The sequence below is a fragment of the Streptomyces sp. HmicA12 genome (assembly GCF_000373565.1).
Lineage (GTDB): Bacteria > Actinomycetota > Actinomycetes > Streptomycetales > Streptomycetaceae > Streptomyces.
This window is the reverse complement of sequence record NZ_KB891820.1, coordinates 45,607-64,548: the sequence shown is the minus strand read 5'-3', so window position 1 is coordinate 64,548 and position 18,942 is coordinate 45,607. Positions and strand designations below refer to the sequence as shown.

The 18,942-nt window shown below is 69.7% G+C and carries 16 protein-coding genes; 5 read left to right on the top strand and 11 right to left on the bottom strand.

Features of this window, described 5'->3' with window-relative positions; genetic code table 11:
• Window positions 1-28: 28 nt before the first annotated feature.
• From B072_RS0126550 to coxB, 4 genes are all read right to left on the bottom strand, one after another.
• Window positions 29-1,279 (bottom strand): L,D-transpeptidase, encoded by a 1,251-nt coding sequence (locus B072_RS0126550; RefSeq protein WP_018532984.1) that lies wholly within the window; start codon window positions 1,277-1,279, stop codon window positions 29-31.
• A gap of 141 nt (window positions 1,280-1,420) precedes the next feature.
• Window positions 1,421-1,819, bottom strand: a complete 399-nt coding sequence (locus B072_RS0126545; protein ID WP_018532983.1) for a cytochrome c oxidase subunit 4 — start codon at window positions 1,817-1,819, stop codon at window positions 1,421-1,423.
• Window positions 1,816-3,561 (bottom strand): cytochrome c oxidase subunit I, encoded by a 1,746-nt coding sequence (gene ctaD / locus B072_RS0126540; protein WP_018532982.1) that lies wholly within the window; start codon window positions 3,559-3,561, stop codon window positions 1,816-1,818. The genes B072_RS0126545 and ctaD overlap by 4 nt, the downstream gene beginning before the upstream one ends.
• A complete protein-coding gene (coxB, locus tag B072_RS0126535) occupies window positions 3,558-4,517 on the bottom strand; it encodes a cytochrome c oxidase subunit II (RefSeq protein ID WP_026246330.1) in 960 nt (319 codons plus the stop codon). The genes ctaD and coxB overlap by 4 nt, the downstream gene beginning before the upstream one ends.
• 344 nt (window positions 4,518-4,861) lie before the next feature.
• Between coxB and B072_RS0126530 the strand changes: the two genes are divergently transcribed.
• A complete protein-coding gene (locus B072_RS0126530; protein ID WP_026246329.1) occupies window positions 4,862-6,241 on the top strand; it encodes a cysteine desulfurase/sulfurtransferase TusA family protein in 1,380 nt (459 codons plus the stop codon).
• A gap of 263 nt (window positions 6,242-6,504) precedes the next feature.
• Here B072_RS0126530 and B072_RS0126525 read toward each other — a convergent pair whose 3' ends face one another.
• On the bottom strand, window positions 6,505-7,479 hold the full coding sequence (locus tag B072_RS0126525) for a carbohydrate kinase family protein (protein WP_018532979.1): 975 nt from the start codon (window positions 7,477-7,479) through the stop codon (window positions 6,505-6,507).
• A gap of 132 nt (window positions 7,480-7,611) precedes the next feature.
• On the opposite strand from B072_RS0126525, the gene B072_RS0126520 reads away from it, so the two are divergent.
• Both B072_RS0126520 and B072_RS0126515 read left to right on the top strand, forming a co-directional pair.
• The gene (locus B072_RS0126520) at window positions 7,612-7,833 is read left to right on the top strand and encodes a hypothetical protein (protein WP_026246328.1); all 222 of its coding nucleotides are present in this window, start codon (window positions 7,612-7,614) and stop codon (window positions 7,831-7,833) included.
• A gap of 122 nt (window positions 7,834-7,955) precedes the next feature.
• The gene (locus B072_RS0126515; protein WP_018532977.1) at window positions 7,956-9,512 is read left to right on the top strand and encodes a hypothetical protein; all 1,557 of its coding nucleotides are present in this window, start codon (window positions 7,956-7,958) and stop codon (window positions 9,510-9,512) included.
• A 78-nt stretch (window positions 9,513-9,590) separates the two neighbouring features.
• Here the strand turns inward: B072_RS0126515 and B072_RS0126510 are convergent, their stop codons facing one another.
• Window positions 9,591-9,947, bottom strand: coding sequence for an iron-sulfur cluster assembly accessory protein (locus B072_RS0126510; RefSeq protein ID WP_018532976.1), 357 nt, complete (start codon window positions 9,945-9,947; stop codon window positions 9,591-9,593).
• A 259-nt stretch (window positions 9,948-10,206) separates the two neighbouring features.
• Here B072_RS0126510 and nadA point away from each other — a divergent pair, with 259 nt between their 5' ends.
• Window positions 10,207-11,403 carry a quinolinate synthase NadA gene (gene nadA, locus B072_RS0126505; RefSeq protein ID WP_078506614.1) on the top strand — a complete coding sequence of 399 codons (1,197 nt, stop codon included), beginning with the start codon at window positions 10,207-10,209 and terminating at the stop codon, window positions 11,401-11,403.
• A gap of 144 nt (window positions 11,404-11,547) precedes the next feature.
• Here nadA and B072_RS0126500 read toward each other — a convergent pair whose 3' ends face one another.
• The 5 genes from B072_RS0126500 to B072_RS0126480 all read right to left on the bottom strand — a co-directional run bounded on the left by B072_RS0126500 (window position 11,548) and on the right by B072_RS0126480 (window position 18,059).
• Complete coding sequence (locus B072_RS0126500; protein ID WP_018532974.1) at window positions 11,548-14,676, bottom strand: efflux RND transporter permease subunit; 3,129 nt, start codon at window positions 14,674-14,676, stop codon at window positions 11,548-11,550.
• Between the two features lie 172 nt (window positions 14,677-14,848).
• A complete protein-coding gene (locus B072_RS0126495; RefSeq protein ID WP_018532973.1) occupies window positions 14,849-15,556 on the bottom strand; it encodes a response regulator in 708 nt (235 codons plus the stop codon).
• Window positions 15,553-16,821 carry a sensor histidine kinase gene (locus tag B072_RS0126490; RefSeq protein WP_018532972.1) on the bottom strand — a complete coding sequence of 423 codons (1,269 nt, stop codon included), beginning with the start codon at window positions 16,819-16,821 and terminating at the stop codon, window positions 15,553-15,555. The genes B072_RS0126495 and B072_RS0126490 overlap by 4 nt, the downstream gene beginning before the upstream one ends.
• Before the next feature lie 142 nt (window positions 16,822-16,963).
• The gene (gene pspAA / locus B072_RS0126485) at window positions 16,964-17,242 is read right to left on the bottom strand and encodes a PspA-associated protein PspAA (protein WP_018532971.1); all 279 of its coding nucleotides are present in this window, start codon (window positions 17,240-17,242) and stop codon (window positions 16,964-16,966) included.
• A gap of 19 nt (window positions 17,243-17,261) precedes the next feature.
• Entirely contained in the window at window positions 17,262-18,059 is a 798-nt protein-coding gene (locus tag B072_RS0126480; protein WP_043244781.1) for a PspA/IM30 family protein, read from the bottom strand.
• A 232-nt stretch (window positions 18,060-18,291) separates the two neighbouring features.
• On the opposite strand from B072_RS0126480, the gene B072_RS0126475 reads away from it, so the two are divergent.
• Window positions 18,292-18,921, top strand: coding sequence for a DUF3043 domain-containing protein (locus B072_RS0126475; protein ID WP_078506590.1), 630 nt, complete (start codon window positions 18,292-18,294; stop codon window positions 18,919-18,921).
• Window positions 18,922-18,942: the final 21 nt, after the last annotated feature.

Sequence of the window (18,942 nt, the reverse complement as noted above, 5' to 3'; positions counted from 1 at the left end):
GGAGTCGGAAGTCTCACACTCGGTGCGCTCAGATCTCGGGGCTGAGCCTTGCCTGCTGCACCGGATCGACCTTCTTGGAGTCGGTGAGGGCGCTGCCCTCGCGCCACTCCTTCCAGCCGACGTTCCAGTCGCCGAACCCGTTCCCGAACGGGTCCATGTCCTCGCCGTAACTGTTGACGACCTTGACGATGTCGCCCTTGCGGAAGGTGTCGAAGAACCACTCGGCGTTCCCGGTGCTCATGCCGGTGCAGCCGTGGCTGACGTTCTCGTAGCCCTGGGAGCCCGTGGACCACGGGGCGGCGTGCACGTATTCACCACTCCAGGTGACGCGCGTCGCGTAGTAGACGGGCAGGTTGTACGAGTCCGAGGACCCCTCGGCGATGCCGATGCTGGTGCCCCGCATGCGGACGTAGTACTCCTGGCCGAGGACCACCTTGGTGCCGTTGCGGGTCTCGAAGCCCGCCTTCCCGGTGGTGATCGGGATGGAGTTGATCTCCTCGTTGTTGCGGTAGACCGTCATGTAGTGCGAGCCGGCGTCGGTGATGGCCACCATGCGGTCGCCGGTGGTGAGGGTGAGCGGCTTGGACGCGCCGCCCCACAGCCGGTCGGTGACCTTGATGCCCTGCAGGGTGCTGCGGGCCGTGATGGTGGCGTGGGCGGGCCAGTACTCCTTGGGGCGGTAGTGGAGTTCCTTGCTGTCCACCCAGTGCCAGGAGCCCGACACGGCGGGCTTGGACTCGACCTTCAGGGCGCGCTCGACGATGGCGCGGGCCTTCTTGTCCTTGACGGGCTTGTTCAGGGTGGCGACCAGGGGCTGGCCCACGCCGTACTTGCCCGCGTCGGGGCCGAAGGTGACCTTGAGGGCCTTCTGGTCCCGCGGGTTGCCGGTCTCGAAGTTGAGGACCTTGCGGCCCGGCGCCCCGTCCCCGTCCTCGGTGCTGACGCGGACCGTGTACTGGGCCTCTGCGGCCAGCGGGGCGGTGGAGTGCCATCTGCGTCCGTCGGCGGCGAGTTCGCCCGCGACGTAGCGCCCCATGGCGTCCGTGGCGGTCACGTCGGTGATGCGGGCTTCGTCACCCTGCGCGGTGACTTCCAGAGGCTTGTCCGGATCCGCCTTCTTGGCTCCCACGGGCCCGCTGAAGGTGATCTGTCCCGCCGCGTCGTACGGCTTGGCGGAGAGCGGGTGGGAGGAGCTTCCGCAGGCCGTCAGGCCCGCACCGAGGGACGCCACCAGGAGGGTGCAGCCCAGAACCGTACGGATGCGCGGTGAGTGGTTCATGAACAGAACCGTATGAAGGTTCATCAGGTCCGGCGCGGTGAGTAGGCCGCACGGGGCATGTCGAACACACGAAAGGGCCCGGACGCTCCCTCAGGAGTGTCCGGGCCCTTCGGCGTACGGAAGTTCAGAACCAGGGTTGCGCTACTGGGTCTGGTTCTCGCCGCGGTAGTACTCGAAGACCCAGCCCCACAGGCCGAACATGATGATCGGGGCCGAGAAGTACAGCAGCCACCAGCCGATCGCGATCGACAGGAACGCGAGCGCGCCACCGACGGCCAGCGAGAGCGGCTGCCAGGAGTGCGGGCTGAAGAAGCCCACCTCGCCGGCGTCGTCCGCGACGTCGGCCTCCTTGTTGTCCTGCGCACCGGTGTCGACCCGCCGGGCCGTGAAGGCCAGGTAGTAGCCGATCATGATGCACAGGCCGAACGCCAGGAAGAGCGCCGTCGTACCGGCGGGCTCCTTCGACCACACGCCGTAGACACCGGCCATGATCAGGACGAAGAGGCTCAGCCAGATGAACATCTTGCCTTGGACCTTCACTTGCCGGCCTCCTTGCCGCCAGCGAGGGCTGTGTCGCCCTTGGCCCCGTGCCCAGCGTTCTCCAGCTGGTCGAGGGCCGCGATCTCAGGGTGATGCAGGTCGAACGCCGGCGATTCCGAGCGGATGCGCGGCAGGGTGAGGAAGTTGTGCCGCGGCGGCGGGCAGGAGGTCGCCCACTCGAGCGAACGGCCGTAGCCCCACGGGTCGTCGACCTCGATCTTCTTGCCGTACTTGGCGGTCTTCCAGATGTTGTAGAAGAACGGCAGGATCGACAGACCGAGCACGAAGGACGAGATCGTCGAGATCGTGTTCAGGGCGGTGAAGCCGTCGGCCGCGAGGTAGTCCGCGTAACGACGCGGCATGCCCTCGACGCCCAGCCAGTGCTGCACCAGGAACGTGCCGTGGAAGCCGCAGAACAGCGTCCAGAAGGTGATCTTGCCCAGGCGCTCGTCCAGCATCTTGCCGGTGAACTTCGGCCACCAGAAGTGGAAGCCGGAGAACATCGCGAAGACGACCGTTCCGAAGACGACGTAGTGGAAGTGCGCCACCACGAAGTACGAGTCGGAGATGTGGAAGTCCAGCGGCGGGGCCGCCAGGATCACGCCGGTCAGACCACCGAAGGTGAAGGTGATCAGGAAGCCGATCGCCCAGAGCATCGGTGTCTCGAAGGACAACGAGCCCTTCCACATCGTTCCGATCCAGTTGAAGAACTTCACGCCTGTTGGGACGGCGATGAGGAACGTCATGAAGGAGAAGAACGGCAGAAGCACGCCACCGGTCACGTACATGTGGTGCGCCCACACGGTCACGGAGAGACCGGCGATGGCGATCGTCGCGCCGATGAGGCCCGAGTAGCCGAACATCGGCTTTCTCGAGAACACCGGGATCACTTCGGAAATGATTCCGAAGAATGGCAGGGCGATGATGTACACCTCTGGGTGTCCGAAGAACCAGAAGAGGTGTTGCCATAGGAGCGCGCCACCATTTGCGGCGTCGAATACATGGGCACCGAACTTGCGGTCCGCCTCCAGGGCGAACAGCGCGGCCGCGAGGACCGGGAAGGCCAGCAGGACCAGGACACCGGTCAGCAGGACGTTCCACACGAAGATCGGCATACGGAACATCGTCATGCCCGGAGCGCGCATGCAGATGATCGTGGTGATGAAGTTGACCGAGCCGAGGATCGTGCCGAAGCCGGAGAAGGCCAGACCCATGATCCACATGTCGGCGCCGATGCCCGGCGAGCGGACGGCGTCCGACAGCGGGCTGTAGGCGAACCAGCCGAAGTCGGCGGCGCCCTGCGGGGTGAGGAAGCCACCCACCGCGATCAGCGAGCCGAACAGGTACAGCCAGTAGGCGAACATGTTCAGTCGCGGGAACGCGACGTCGGGGGCGCCGATCTGCAGCGGCATGATCCAGTTCGCGAAGCCCGCGAACAGCGGCGTCGCGAACATCAGCAGCATGATCGTGCCGTGCATCGTGAACGCCTGGTTGAACTGCTCGTTCGACATGATCTGCATGCCGGGACGGGCCAGCTCGGCGCGCATGAAGAGCGCCATCAGACCGCCGATGCAGAAGAACGCGAACGACGTGGCCAGGTACAGCGTGCCGATCGTCTTGTGGTCAGTGGTGGTGAGCCACTTGATCACGGTCGCGCCGGGGCGCTTGGGCCGCGCCGGCAGCTCGTTCTCGTACGAGTCGTCAGCTGCGGCGGCACCCTGGGGTTCGTTGAGGATGCTCACAGGTTGTTCGTCTCCCGGTTCTTCTCGTGTTCCGTCTGGGCGATGCCAGCCGGGACGTAACCGGTCTGCCCCTTCTTGGCCAGCTTCTCCAGGTGCTTCTGGTAAGCATCGGGAGAGACGACCTTCACGTTGAAGAGCATCCGGGAGTGGTCGACGCCGCACAGCTCGGCGCACTTGCCCAGGAAGGTCCCCTCGTGGTTGGGGGTCACCTCGAAGGCGTTGGTGTGGCCCGGAACGACGTCCTGCTTCATCAGGAACGGCACCACCCAGAAGGAGTGGATGACGTCACGCGAGGTCAGGACGAAGCGGACCTTCTCGCCCTTGGGGAGCCAGAGGGTCGGACCCGGGTTGTTGGTGTCCGGGTTCCGCTCGCCGGGCGTGCCGACCTCGTAGACACCACCGGCGTCGGCCGGGAAGTCGTCCTTGAAGCGCTGCGGGATCGCGGAGAGCTCCTTGGAGGTCTTCGCGTCACCGGAGACACCGGGCACGTTCTCGACGTAGTTGAAGCCCCAGCTCCACTGGTAGCCGACCACGTTGATGGTGTGCGCGGGCTTGTCGTCGAGCTTCAGGAGCTTCGACTCGTCGCGCGCGGTGAAGTAGAAGAGGACCGACACGATGATGAGCGGAACCACCGTGTAGAGGGCCTCGAGCGGCATGTTGTACCGCGTCTGCGTCGGTACCTCGATCTTGGTGCGGCTGCGCCGGTGGAAGATGACACTCCACAGGATCAGACCCCACACCAGCACGCCCGTGGCGAGCGCTGCCGCCCACGAGCCCTGCCAGAGGGAGAGGATCCTAGGGGCCTCCTCCGTCACCGGGGTGGGCATACCAAGACGAGGGAAGTCCTTGTATGTGCAACCGGTAGCGGTTACCAGGATCAGGCCCGCAGTCAGCACCTGCGGCAGCTTCCGCCGCATCGGGCGCCGCGACGAGCGGTCGGAGCCGTTGGGACTCACGTAGCGCCTTCCCGAGAGTCTCGCCCGCGCTCTTTGGTTGGCTACGGCCGTCGTCTCGCTGGTCGCTCGCCGCCCTGGCACACGGGCAGGGGTTTGGATGTTTATGCGGACCAAACCCTACTGGACGCTATTTGGGGTCGCGCGGGGAGGGTGCCTAACGCGCCGCGGGTCACTCCGAAGGGTGGGATGTGCCTGCTCCGGGGGGTTTCTGACGGGGGGTCGGGGGCGCCATCTGGAGTGGGGTGGTTTGTCCGTTTGCGGGTACGGGTTTCGTCGTGGTTGCTCACGCAGTTCCCCGCGCCCCTGAGGGGCGCTTCCCCCGGGCCGCGTTCTAGCCTCGCCGTGTGTCGTACTTCGATGTGGCCTCGTCCGCTCCCCTTCATCCCGTTGCCCGGCAGGCCCTGCAGGCCTCCCTTGACGAAGGGTGGGCCGATCCTTCGCGGTTGTACCGGGAAGGGCGACGGGCGCGGCTGCTGCTTGACGCCGCCCGGGAGGCGGCCGCCGACGCGGTGGGATGCCGGGTCGACGAGCTGGTCTTCACCCCCTCCGGAACGGCCGCCGTGCACTCCGGGATCGCCGGCGCACTCGCGGGACGTCGGCGTGTCGGACGGAACTTGGTGGTATCGGCGGTGGAGCACTCGGCCGTGCTCCATTCGGCGGCGGCCCACGAGCGCGTCGGCGGTTCGGTGCGCGAGGTCGGCGTGGGGCGGTCGGGCGCCGTCGACGTGGACGCGTACCGGAACGCCCTGCGGGACGACACCGCGCTGGCCTGTCTGCAGTCCGCCAACCACGAGGTGGGGACCGTGCAGCCGGTCGAGGAGGTCGCCGAGGTCTGCCGGGCCGCCGGGGTGCCGCTGTTCGTGGACGCCGCGCAGTCGCTCGGGTGGGGGCCGGTGGCCGGCGCCTGGTCACTGCTGGCCGGGAGCGCCCACAAGTGGGGCGGACCGGCGGGGGTCGGCCTGCTCGTCGTACGTAAAGGGGTGCGGTTCGCCCCTCAAGGGCCCGCTGACGAGCGGGAGTCGGGGCGGGCGCCCGGCTTCGAGAACATTCCGGGCATCGTGGCGGCCGCGGCGTCGCTCCGCGCGGTGCGGGCCGAGGCCGACGCGGAGGCGGCGCGGCTGCGGGAGTTGACGGACCTGGTGCGGGCGCGGGTGCCGGAGCTGGTGCCGGACGTGGACGTCGTCGGGGATCCGGGGCGGCGGCTTCCGCATCTGGTGACGTTCTCGTGCCTGTACGTGGACGGGGAGAGCGTGCTGCACGGGCTGGACCGGGCCGGGTTCTCGGTGTCCTCCGGGTCGTCGTGCACCAGCAGCACGCTGACGCCCAGCCATGTGCTGCGCGCGATGGGCGTGGTGAGCGAGGGGAACGTGCGGGTTTCGCTGCCGCTGGGCGTTCCGGCGGCGGAGGTCGAGCGCTTCCTGGAGGTGCTGCCGGGGGTGGTGCGCGAGGTGCGCGAGAAGCTCGGGGTGACGGTGGCGGGGGGTGCCGGGGACGCCGACGCCGTCACCGTGGACGCCCTGGGGATGACCTGTCCGCAGCCCGTCATCGAGCTGGCCCGGGCCATCGGGCGGGTGCGGGTGGGGGGCGTGGTGACGGTGGTCGCCGATGACGAGGTCGCCGCCGTCGACATCCCCGCGTGGTGCTTCACGCAGGGCCATGAGTACGTGGGGGCGTCCCCGAGGCCCGACGGAGCCGCCGCGTACGAGGTGCGGAGGGGTCACTAGGGCCTGTCTTCACACTCCCGTCGTCGCCCGGAGGGCGGCCTCGCGGCGTCAATGGGGTCTCCCCTGCTCGAACGGAGTTGAGAGCTTGGGGAAGCGTGCTCTCGGCGTGCCGGGTGCACGACACCCACGATGGACCGGACGCACTTGGCCTTGTGCCCGGTGCGGCGAGAGCGGGTGCCAGGCGTCGCGGGGCAGACGGGAGTTTGAAGCCAGGCCCTAGGGGTGCGGGGAACTGTGCAGCTCCCCGCGCCCCCGGACCGGCCTCAGCTCAGGTAGGACTCGACCTCGGCGGCCGCCTCGTCGCCGTACGCCTTGCGGAAGCGGTCCATGAACGGGGCCCGGCGCAGCTCGTACTCCTGGGTGCCCAGGGTCTCGATGACCAGGGTGGCGAGCATGCAGCCGACCTGCGCCGCACGCTCCAGGGAGACGCCCCAGGACAGGCCGGACAGGAAGCCCGCGCGGAACGCGTCGCCGACGCCGGTCGGGTCGACCTTGGCGTCCTCCTCCGGGCAGCCGACCTCGATCGGCTCGTCGCCGACCCGCTCGATGCGCACGCCGCGCGAGCCGAGCGTGGTGACGCGGTGGCCGACCTTGCCGAGGATCTCGGCGTCGGTCCAGCCGGTCTTCGACTCGATGAGGCCCTTCTCGTACTCGTTCGAGAAGAGGTACGTGGCGCCTTCGAGGAGCGTGCGGATCTCCTCGCCGTCCATGCGCGCGATCTGCTGCGAGAAGTCGGCGGCGAACGGGATGGACCGGCTCCGGCACTCCTCGGTGTGGCGGAGCATCCCCTCCGGGTCGTCCGCGCCGATGAGGACCAGGTCGAGGCCGCCCACGCGGTCGGCGACGGTCTTCAGCTCGATGAGGCGGGCCTCGCTCATCGCGCCCGTGTAGAAGGAGCCGATCTGGTTGTGGTCGGCGTCCGTGGTGCACACGAAGCGGGCGGTGTGGAGCGTTTCGGAGATGCGGACCGACTCGGTGTCCACGCCGTGGCGGTCGAGCCAGGCGCGGTACTCGCCGAAGTCGAAGCCGGCCGAGCCGACCAGGACCGGGCCGGTGCCCAGCTGGCCCATGCCGAAGGCGATGTTGGCGCCGACGCCGCCCCGGCGCACGTCGAGGTTGTCGACGAGGAAGGAGAGGGAGACCGTGTGCAGCTGATCGGCGACGAGTTGGTCGGCGAAGCGGCCGGGGAAGGTCATCAGGTGGTCGGTGGCGATGGAGCCGGTGACTGCGATTCGCACGGCGTGAGCACGCTTCCTGAGTGGAGGGGATTGACAGTTCACGCTACCCGGTCCAGGCCCCTGCGCTGAAGTACGGAAACTACCTGATAGTAGGGCTTTTTTCGCCAGGTGTTCCGTGCCTACGGTGCGGACATGACCTACGACGTGTCCTTGATGACGCAGGACGGGCTGGCGGCGCTGCGCGTCGACTGCGCCCGGATGGTTCCGCATTGGGTGCTGCCGCGCTCTCCGTGGGAGGTGGAGCGGCCGGTCCGCGTGGTCGGCGCGGCGGGGATCCACGGCGTCGTGGTGCCGGTGTCGTCCGCGCGACTGATCGACTCGATGGCCGGCTCCATGGCCGGTTTCGGAGACTGACGGCGCGCGGAAGGGAACCGCACGCTCCCCTGCCGCGTCCCATCGCTGTCCCGTAAAGGTGTCCCTCATCAAGGGGATGCGGGATACGACGCGAGGAACGCGGCAGGCGAAGGAGCGATGCGGTGAGCACCGAAGAGCAGACGCAGGATCGGCACCGGCGGCGGCGCACGCTGGCTGTCGCCTCGGCCCTGGCGGCTGTCCTCCTCGCCGGTGGCGGCGGCGCGTACCTGGCGACGAGCGCGTCCGGTGGGGACGGCGAGGACCGGGCGAGCGGGCCCGGGAGCGACGGCACTCCCCCGCCGCTCGCCCTGGACGGATACGGCGAGGGCGGCACCCCGGGGAACTCGAACGGGATCGCGCCGGGTGAGCCCGACCCGAACGGCTCGCGGTACGAGGCCACCGGCTCGCTGCCGGACGGGCCGGACGAGGCTCCGGTGTACCGGGCCGAGGGCGAGGTGAGCGCCGCCGACGTGACCGAGCTGGGGAAGGCGCTGGACGTGGGCGGTACGCCGCGGCTCCAGGGTGGGACCTGGCGGTTGGGGCCCGCGCCGGACGGGTCGGGCCCCTCGCTGCAGGTGAACCGGAAGGCGCCGGGCAGCTGGACGTACGCGCGGTACGCTCCCTCGGCGAAGGGCCAGAAGTGCCCGGGCGACACCAAGTGCGCGGACCCGGAGGGCGGCGGGAGCGAGAAGGACGCGGTGAGCGAGGCCGCCGCGAAGAAGGCCGCGGCGCCGCTCCTCAAGGCCCTCGGCCAGGACGACGCGAAGCTCGACGCGAGCCAGCTCATGGGCGCCACAAGGGTGGTGAACGCCGACCCGGAGGTGGGCGGCCTGCCGACGTACGGCTGGTCGACCGGGATCCAGGTCGGCGCGGACGGTCAAGTGGTCGGCGGCAGCGGGCTGTTGAAGGCGCCGGTCAAGGGCGACACGTATCCGACGATCGGCGCGAAGAAGACGCTGGAGCGGATGAACGGCGCCGCGGCGGGCGGGCGCGTCCCGTCGGCCGACGCGTGCGCGAGCCCGGCGCCGCTGGACGGCGACTCCCGGAGCGACTCCCCCGGCGACTCCCCTGCGGGCAAGGGCGCTCCCGGGTGTACTCCGTCGTCGCCGCGGCCGCCCGCGTCGTCGACGGTCGCGGTCACCGAGGCCACGTTCGGGCTCGCCGCGTACTACGTCGGGGGTGAGCAGGCGCTCGTACCGTCGTGGCTGTTCGAGGTGAAGCCGTCGGGGGCCGACGACGTGTTCACCGTGACGCATCCCGCCGTGGCACCCGAGTTCCTTGCCGCGCCCGGGAGTTCGACGGCCTCCGCGGAGCCGCCGGCGCCGAGTCCGCGGCCGAGCACGTCGTCGCCGGGCGACCCGGGGACGGACAGCCGTCGGGTGCCGGTGGAGGGGTACCGCGCCGATTCCTCCGGGAAGACGCTGACCCTGCACTTCACCGGGGGCGTGTGCGCGACGTACGCGGCGTCGGCGGACGAGTCGGGGAAGACGGTGACCGTCCGGGTCACCAGCACCGAGAAGAAGGGGACCGTCTGCATCCAGATGGCGAAGTTCTTCACGCTGCCGGTGACGCTCGACGCTCCGCTGGACGGGCGGAAGGTCGTCGGCGCGGACGGCACCGAGGTTCCGGTCGCGGAGAAGAACGGGCCCGGCGGGGTGGAGCCCGCACCGCGGGACTGAGACTCGCGGGTACGCGGAAGGGCCGGGGCACCCCCGTGGGGGTGCCCCGGCCCTTCCGCTGGGATGCGCTGGGACGACTTAGCTGAACGAGTCGCCGCAGGCGCAGGAGCCCGTCGCGTTCGGGTTGTCGATCGTGAAGCCCTGCTTCTCGATGGTGTCGACGAAGTCGATGGACGCGCCGCCCAGGTACGGGGCGGACATGCGGTCGGTGACGACCTTGACGCCGCCGAAGTCCTTGACGACGTCACCGTCGAGCGAACGCTCGTCGAAGAAGAGCTGGTAGCGCAGGCCGGAGCAGCCACCCGGCTGAACGGCCACACGCAGAGCCAGGTCCTCGCGGCCTTCCTGCTCGAGCAGAGCCTTGACCTTGGCCGCCGCGGCGTCGCTGAGGATGATGCCGTCGCTGACGGTGGTGGTCTCGTCCGATACGGACATCTACATCTCTCCCGGGTTGTACGGAGACTGCTTGCCGACCATTGCAACCGGCCAAGCCCCGGATCCATTCCGGATCGGCGGGGGTTTCGTCCTTCTTCTTTTCATGCTCGCACACCGGGGGCGGGCGGGGCACGGGGCGGTCTGCGCGGATTGCGTCACATCGACGACATCGGCATCGTCAAACTGACGTGAACGACGTATGATAGATAACGTCATTTCGACGAAAAGTCGTTCTGCTCATTGAGAAAGGGTGCGTGACGTGACCACGGCCCAGACCCCCCAGGCCCCTGTCGACCTGGATGTTTCGCCCACGCCGCTGGCGTTGCTCCTGCTCGGCCGCGAGGCCGACCCGAAGAGCGAGCGCGGTGTGGAGTGCCCCGGCGACCTGCCCTCGCCCGCCGACCCTGACCTGGTGGAGCGGGCGCGCGCGGCCAAGGAGAAGCTCGGCGACAAGGTGTTCGTGCTCGGGCACCACTACCAGCGCGACGAGGTCATCCAGTTCGCCGACGTCACCGGCGACTCCTTCAAGCTGGCCCGGGACGCCGCGGCGCGTCCCGACGCCGAGTACATCGTGTTCTGCGGTGTGCACTTCATGGCCGAGTCGGCCGACATCCTCACCGGTGACGACCAGAAGGTCGTGCTGCCCGACCTCGCGGCCGGCTGCTCGATGGCAGACATGGCCACCGCCGAGCAGGTCGCCGAGTGCTGGGACGTGCTGACCGAGGCCGGGATCGCCGAGTCCGTCGTGCCCGTCTCGTACATGAACTCGTCGGCGGACATCAAGGCGTTCACCGGCAAGCACGGCGGCACGATCTGTACGTCGTCCAATGCCGAGCGGGCTCTGAACTGGGCGTTCGAGCAGGGCGACCAGGTGCTCTTCCTGCCGGACCAGCACCTGGGGCGCAACACCGCGGTGCGCGATCTCGGGATGTCGCTGGACGACTGCGTCGTCTACAACCCGCACAAGCCGAACGGCGGGCTGACCGCCGACGAGCTGCGGGCCGCCAAGATGATCCTGTGGCGCGGGCACTGCTCGGTGCACGGGCGGTTCTCGCTGGACTCGGTCAACGACGTGCGCGAGCGCATACCGGGGGTGAACGTCCTCGTGCACCCCGAGTGCAAGCACGAGGTCGTGGCCGCGGCGGACTACGTCGGGTCGACGGAGTACATCATCAAGGCGCTGGAGGCCGCGCCGGCGGGCTCGAAGTGGGCGATCGGGACCGAGCTCAACCTGGTCCAGCGGCTCGCGAACCGTTTCGCGCCCGAGGGCAAGGAGATCGTCTTCCTCGACAAGACGGTCTGCTTCTGCTCGACCATGAACCGCATCGACCTGCCGCATCTGGTCTGGACGCTGGAGTCCCTGGCGGACGGCCGGCTCGTGAACCGCATCGAGGTGGACCGCGAGACGGAGCAGTTCGCGAAGCTGGCGCTGGAGCGGATGCTGGCGCTGCCGTAACCAGTTGCCGCCAGGGGCGCGGGGAACCGCGCGAGAAGCCCCACCGGGGCGAGCGCTCGATGAAGCGCTCGCCCCGCGCCGGGGTGCCGCCTTGCCCACCCTGCCGCCCCAGGCGGCAGATTGCCCAAGGCGGGGGGGGCGGGGTCAGACCCCGGCCGGCTCCGACTCCGGGGCCGGAGACTGCGGCGGCACCGCGGAACCCCGCTTCGCCGCGCGCTTCCGCGCCCGCTTCTCCTTGCGGAGCTCCAGCATCGCGTAGAGCGTCGGCACGAGGAGCAGGGTGAGCAGGGTCGACGTGATGAGACCGCCGATCACGACCACCGCGAGCGGCTGCGCGATGAAGCCGCCCTCGCCGGTGACGCCGAGCGCCATCGGCAGCAGCGCGAAGATCGTCGCCAGGGCCGTCATGAGGATCGGGCGGAGACGGTGTCGGCCACCCTCCACCACGGCCTCGACCACGCCGAGACCCTGACCGCGGTACTGGTTGATCAGGTCGATCAGCACGATCGCGTTGGTGACCACGATGCCGATGAGCATCAGCATGCCGATCATGGCGGGCACGCCCATCGGGGTGCCCGTGGCGATCAGCAGGCCGATCGCGCCCGTCGCCGCGAACGGGATCGAGACCAGCAGGATCAGCGGCTGGGCCAGCGAGCGGAACGTCGCGACCAGCAGCATGAAGACGATCGCGATCGCCGCGAGCATCGCCAGGGCCAGGTTCTTGAACGCGTCGTCCTGGTCGGAGGTGACGCCGCCGATGGTCGCCGTGGCGCCCTTCGGGAGGTCGAGCGCCTTGATCTTCGACTGGAGGTCGGCGCTGACCGCGCCGGTGTTGTCGCCGGTCGGCTTCGCCGTGATCGTCGCCGCGCGGGCGCCGTCGATCCGGGTCATCGAGACCGGTCCGTCGACCAGCTTCACCGTGGCGATGTCGCCGAGGGTCAGGCCGCGCGGGCCCACCGGGAGCTTCTTCAGCTCGTCCATGGTGGTGGCGGGCTTCGCCGACTTGATCACGATGTCGCGCTCGGTGTCGTCGATCGTCGCCTTGCCGCTGGTCGTGCCGCGCACCGCCTGGGTGACGGCGGCGCCGAGCGTCGTGTCGTTGAACCCTGCCGCGGCCGCCTTGGAGTTGGCGCGGACCGAGATGCGCGGGACCGACTGCGACAGGTCGCTGGTGACGTCGGTGACGTCGTCGAGCGAGGCCACCGCGTCGCGCACCTGCTCGGACGCCTTGTCGAGGACGGTGCCGTCGGCGGCCTTCACGACCACGCTCAGGTCCTGGCTGCCGAAGCCGTCACCGGCCGAGATCGTCGTCGTACCGATCCCGTCGAGCCCGCCGAGCTCGCGCTCGATGCGGTTCTGCGTGTCCTCGTACGACGCCTTGTCCTTCAGGGTCACCGAGTACGAGGCCTGGTTGGTGTCGGTGCCGCCGCCGAAGGCCGCCATGAAGCCGGAGGAGCCGATGGTGACCTGGTAGTCCTTGATCTCGTCGATGCCCTGGAGCACCTTCTCGATCTTCTTCGCGGAGTCGTCGGTCGCGGCCAGGCTGGTGCCGGGCTTCAACTCCTGCTTGATGGAGAGGACTTCCTGCTCGCCCTGGTCGAAGAAGTTGGTCTTCAGGAGCGGGGCCATGCCGAACGTGCCGACGAGGACCACGACCGCGATGAGCAGGCTGGTGATGCGGCGGCGCGTCGCGAAGCGCAGCACCGGGACGTACGCCCGCTGCAGCCACGACTTCGCTTCCTTCTCCTCGGCCTTGCGGCGGGCCTCCTCCGGGTCGATGCCCTGGATCGCCCTGGGCGCGCGCAGGAACCAGTAGGAGAGGACCGGCACGACCGTCAGCGAGACCAGCAGGGACGCGAGGAGCGCCGCCGTGACCGTGATGGAGAACGAGCCGAACAGCTCGCCCACCATGCCGCCGACCAGGCCGATCGGGAGGAAGACCGCGACCGTGGTGAGGGTCGAGGACGTCACCGCGCCCGCGACCTCGCGGACCGCCTTGAGGATCGCCTCCTGGCGTTCCTCGCCGTAGCCGAGATGGCGCTTGATGTTCTCCAGGACGACGATCGAGTCGTCGACGACGCGGCCGATCGCGATGGTCAGCGCGCCGAGCGTGAGCATGTTGAGCGAGAGGTCGCCCGTCCACAGGACGATGAGCGCGAGGACCACGGACAGCGGGATGGAGACCGCCGTGACCAGGGTCGAGCGCAGCGACGCCAGGAAGAGCAGGATGACGATGACGGCGAAGAGCAGGCCGAGCGCGCCCTCCGTGGTCAGACCCGAGATGGACTTCGAGACGGCCGGGCCCTGGTCGCTGACGACGGTCAGCTTCGCGCCGGAGCCGAGGTCCTGACGGAGTCCGGGCAGCTTGTCCTTCACCGCGTTCGAGATGGTGACGGCCGAGCCGTCGTGGTCCATGGTGACCGCGACGGCGAGGCTGGGCCGGCCGTCGGTGCGGGTGATGGAGTCGGCCGTCGAGGGCTGCTGCTCGACGGTGGCGATGTCGGCGAGGCGTACGGGCTTCTTGACGCCCTCGCCGGTGACCATCAGGCCCTTGATCTGCTTCAGCGAGGTGAAGCCGCCGCCGACCTGGACGGTGCGGTTCTTGCCGCTCTCGTCGAACGAGCCCGCGGGCAGCGTGGCACCGCCGGCCTGCAGGGACTGGCTCAGCGTCTGGACGCCGACGCCGGCCGCGGCCATCTTCTTCTGGTTCGGTGTGACGTTCACCTGGAGGTCGCGGACGCCGTCGACCGAGACCTGGCCGACGCCGTCGATGTCCTTGAGGGACGGCACGACGGTCTTGTCGAGCTGGTCGGCGAGGGCCTGCTGGTCCTTGTCCGAGGTGACCGCGAGGACGACGGTGGGGATGTCGTCGGTGGAGCCGGCCACGACCTGCGGGTCGACGTCGTCGGGCAGTTGGGCGCGGGCGCGGTTGACGGCCTGCTGGACGTCGGCGACGAGCGGCTGGGTGCCGCCGCTGCCGTAGTCGAACGAGGCCATCACGACGGCGTTGCCCTCGCTCGCCGTCGAGGTGATGCCGGTGATCCCGTCGACCGCGTCGATGGAGTTCTCCAGCGGCTCGACGACCTGCTTCTCCACGACGTCCGGCGACGCGCCCTGGTAGGGGGCGATGACCGAGACCATGGGCAGTTCGATGGTGGGGAGCAGCTGCTGCTTGAGCTGAGGGATCGCGATCGCGCCGAAGACGATCGCGATGATCGACATCAACCCGATCAGGGCGCGCTGGGCGAGGCTGAATCTCGACAGCCAGGACATGGGGCGGGACTCCGTACGACGTGAGGACGTGAGCGGTGGACGGCGGGGCCCGGGTGCGGGCGGACGCGGGTGTCCACGTACACCTTTGACCACACATCAGGGCCGAAGCGTCGCTCCCAGGTCCCGTTCTTGTCCGGTGCCTACTGCACCCGCAGTACGTGACGGGTGCGACTCACTCCACCCGTGGGCGCACCAGGCCCGATTCGTACGCAATCACGACGAGTTGGGCCCTGTCGCGGGCGCCGAGTTTGGCCATGGCGCGGTTGACGTGGGTCTTCACGGTGAGCGGGCTGACCTCGAGGCGTTCGGCGATCTCGTCGTTCGAGTGGCCGCCCGCGACCTGGACCAGGACCTCGCGCTCGCGCCCGGTGAGCGCGGCGAGGCGCTCCGCGTGGGCGCCGGCCGACCGGTCGCCGTCCTCGTAACTCTCGCCCTGCGCGAGGAACTTGGCGATCAGACCCTTCGTCGCCGCGGGCGACAGGAGCGCGTCACCGGCGGCCGCGATGCGGACGGCACCGAGGAGTTCGTCCGGTTCCGCCCCTTTGCCGAGGAAGCCGGAGGCGCCGGCCCGCAGCGACTGCACCACGTACTCGTCGACCTCGAACGTCGTCAGCATCACCACGCGTACGTGGGCGAGTTCGGGGTCCGCGCTGATCTCGCGGGTCGCGGCGAGACCGTCCGTGCCGGGCATGCGGATGTCCATGAGGACGACGTCGGGCCGCTCGCTGCGCGCGAGCCGGACGGCCTCCGCCCCGTCGGACGCCTCGCCCACCACTTCCATGTCGGGTTCGGAGTCGACGAGCACGCGGAAGGCGCTGCGCAGCAGGGCCTGGTCGTCGGCGAGCAGAACCCGAATGGTGCCGATGGTGTCGCCGGTCATGTGGTGGCGTCCCCTGACGTCGTGCGTGAAGCCGCACCTGAGCTCATGGCGGAACCGGTGTCGGTGGGCCGGTCCTTGACCGGAAGGATCGCATGGACGCGGAAACCGCCGCCGTAGCGCGGCCCCGCGGTGAGGGTGCCGCCGAGCGCGGTGACGCGTTCGCGCATGCCGAGCAGGCCGTGGCCGCCGTTCTCGTCGTCCGCGGCGGAGGCGGGGGCGGCGCCCGGTCCGTTGTCGAGGACGCTGACCTCCACGTTGGGCCCGACGCGCACGACACTGACCTCGGCCCTGGCCTCCCGGCCCGCGTGCTTCTGTACGTTCGTCAGCGCTTCCTGCACCACGCGGAACGCGGCGAGGTCGACGGCCGCGGGCAGCTGCGGGGCTTCCTCGGCGCGGGCCACCTCCACGGGCAGGCCCGCGTGCCGGAAGGTGTCGACGAGGTCGTCGAGGCGGCTCAGGCCCGGGGCCGGTTCGGTCGGCGCCTCGGGGTCGCCGGTCTGCCGCAACAGGCCGACGGTGGCGCGGAGTTCGTTGAGCGCGGAGCGGCTGGCCTCGCGGACGTGCGAGAGGGCTTCCTTGGCCTGGTCGGGGCGCTTGTCCATGACGTGCGCGGCGACCCCGGCCTGCACGTTCACGAGCGCGATGTGGTGGGCGACGACGTCGTGCAGATCGCGGGCGATGCGCAGGCGCTCCTCCGCGACGCGGCGCCGGGCCTCCTCCTCGCGGGTGCGCTCGGCGCGTTCGGCCCGCTCCCTTATCGCGTCGACGAAGGCGCGGCGGGAGCGGACGGCGTCACCGGCGGCCGCGGCCATGCCGGTCCACGCGAAGATGCCGAGGTTCTCCTGGGCGTACCAGGGCAGCGGTCCCGCGAGCATCGCGACGGCGGTGAGCACCGCCATCGTGGCCAGGCCCACGCGCCAGGTGGTGGGGCGGTCGGTGCGGGCGGCGACCGTGTAGAGGGCGACGACCGCGGACATCACGACGGGGGCGCGGGGTTCGCCGGTGGCCAGTTCGACGAGGGAGACGGTCGAGGTCGCGGCGAGTACGTACATGGGGGCGACACGCCGGAAGACCAGGGCGGCGGCGCCGAGCACCATCAGGACGAGGCTGAGGGCCCCCGGGGTGCGGGCGCCCCAGGCGTAGGTGCCCTCGGGGCTGTGCGGGTCGACGAAGGAGCCGGCGATCATGCAGATCAGGACGGCGAGGGCGAGGGTGGCGTCGAGGGCCAGGGGGTGCGTCCTGGCCCACCGCACGAGGGGGGTCACCGGTGTCACGGTAGCGGTCCCCTCTCCTGCGGGTCCCGCCGGACCGTCTGCCGGGAGCGCTTGTCGGGCGGGTGGGCGCTGGTCGCGCAGTTCCCCGCGCCCCCGGAGGCATGCGCTGCGCGCAGCCTCCACGGGTGACCGGTCAGCCCGGGATCAGGCCGTCGTCGGAGAGCATCTCGCGGACCTCTTCGAGGGTCGCGTCCGGTGCCGGGAGGATCAGCTCGGACGGCTCGAGGGAGTCGTCCGGGAGCGGCTCGCCCAGGCGGCGCACGGCGTCGAGGAGCGCGCCGAGCGTACGCCGGAAGCCCTCCTCGTCGCCGGTCTCCATCTCCGCGAGGAGCTCGTCGTCCAGCTTGTTGAGTTCGGTGAAGCGGTCGTCGGACAGCTTCACCTGGCCCTCCCCCATGATCCGTACGATCACGTCGGCCTCCTCGGGGCTGCTACTGCTTGTCGAAGCGCGGGGTGTCCTGGGGCTGCTGCGTCTGCTGGGTCTGGCCCGGGCCGCCCTCGAGCGCCTGCTGCGAGGAGGACGGGCCGCCGGCCAGCTCCTGCTTCATGCGCTGCAGCTCCAGCTCTACATCCGTACCACCGGAGAGCCGGTCCAGCTCGCTCTGGATGTCGTCCTTGGCGAGACCGGTCGGGTCGTCGAGGGCGCCCGAGGCGAGCAGTTCGTCGATGGCGCCGGCCCGCGCCTGCAGCTGGGCCGTCTTGTCCTCGGCGCGCTGGATCGCCATGCCGACGTCGCCCATCTCCTCGGAGATGCCGGTGAAGGCCTCGCCGATCCGGGTCTGCGCCTGGGCCGCGGTGTAGGTGGCCTTGATGGTCTCCTTCTTCGTACGGAAGGCGTCGACCTTGGCCTGCAGCCGCTGGGCCGCGAGAGTGAGCTTCTCCTCCTCGCCCTGCAACGTCTGGTGCTGCGTCTCCAGGTCCGTGACCTGCTGCTGGAGCGCGGCGCGCCGCGAGAGCGCCTCGCGGGCCAGGTCCTCGCGGCCGAGCGCGAGCGCCTTGCGGCCCTGGTCCTCCAGCTTGGAGGACTGCGACTGCAGCTGGTTCAGCTGAAGCTCCAGACGCTTGCGGCTGGTCGCGACGTCCGCGACGCCGCGGCGCACCTTCTGCAGCAGCTCCAGCTGCTTCTGGTACGAGTAATCGAGGGTTTCGCGCGGGTCCTCGGCCCGGTCAAGGGCCTTGTTCGCCTTCGCGCGGAAGATCATCCCCATACGCTTCATGACACCGCTCATGGGCTTCGCGCGCCCCCTTCTGACAGATCAAGCCGACGGTCCAGCTCCAGCACTGCGACACAACCCACAGTACGGGTCCTGCATCTATTACCGCACTGTCCAGGTGCGGATGCGCTCATCCCCAAGGACGACTGCGTCCCGTCCCACTCCGGCGTGAGGAGTAGGTGTACCCCCAGTTGTGCCTCTATGGACGCAGGGTGTTGCCGGATCGTTCCCCCCGGGCCTGTGGTCCATGCACGACCACCACGTACCCTTGGCTTTTGTGTTCCGTAGCCGATCGAAGGACGACAAGGCACCGGCCGACAAGGCCCAGGTGACCTCTCTGTCCAAGCAGCCCCGAGACCCGCAGGCGCCCAAGGGCCGCCCCACGCCGAAGCGGAGCGCGGCCCAGACGCAGCGCCGCAGCGTGGCCAACACCAAGATGTCTCCGAAGGAGGCCCGCTCCCGCCAGCGCGACGAGCGCCGCAGCGCCATGGAGAAGCAGCGCGCCGCGCTCGCCAGTGGCGACGAGCGGTACCTGCCGGCCCGCGACAAGGGCCCGGTGCGGCGCTACGCGCGCGACTTCGTCGACTCGCGGTTCTCGATCGCCGAGTACTTCCTGCCGATGGCCGTGATCATCCTCGTCCTGAGCATGGTCCGGGTCGCTCAGCTGCAGAACATCGCGCTGCTGCTCTGGCTGTTCGTGATCGTCGCGATCGTGATCGACTCGGCCGTCACCGGCTTCCGTCTGAAGAAGCGGCTGGCGGAGAAGTTCCCGGACGAGCGCCGCAAGGGCGCCGTCGCCTACGCCCTGATGCGCACGCTCCAGATGAAGCGCCTGCGCCTGCCCAAGCCGCAGGTCAAGCGCGGAGAGCGGCCCTGAGCGCGGAGGCCTTCGCGGGGG

Coding starts and splice junctions, on each gene's coding strand:
- B072_RS0126550 (WP_018532984.1), bottom strand. CDS start 1,279: ATGAACCACTCACCGCGCATCCGTACGGTTCTGGGCTGCACCCTCCTG.
- B072_RS0126520 (WP_026246328.1), top strand. CDS start 7,612: ATGACCTACGACGTGTCCTTGATGACGCAGGACGGGCTGGCGGCGCTG.
- B072_RS0126510 (WP_018532976.1), bottom strand. CDS start 9,947: ATGTCCGTATCGGACGAGACCACCACCGTCAGCGACGGCATCATCCTC.
- B072_RS0126500 (WP_018532974.1), bottom strand. CDS start 14,676: ATGTCCTGGCTGTCGAGATTCAGCCTCGCCCAGCGCGCCCTGATCGGG.
- B072_RS0126495 (WP_018532973.1), bottom strand. CDS start 15,556: ATGACCGGCGACACCATCGGCACCATTCGGGTTCTGCTCGCCGACGAC.
- B072_RS0126480 (WP_043244781.1), bottom strand. CDS start 18,059: ATGAGCGGTGTCATGAAGCGTATGGGGATGATCTTCCGCGCGAAGGCG.
- B072_RS0126475 (WP_078506590.1), top strand. CDS start 18,292: ATGCACGACCACCACGTACCCTTGGCTTTTGTGTTCCGTAGCCGATCG.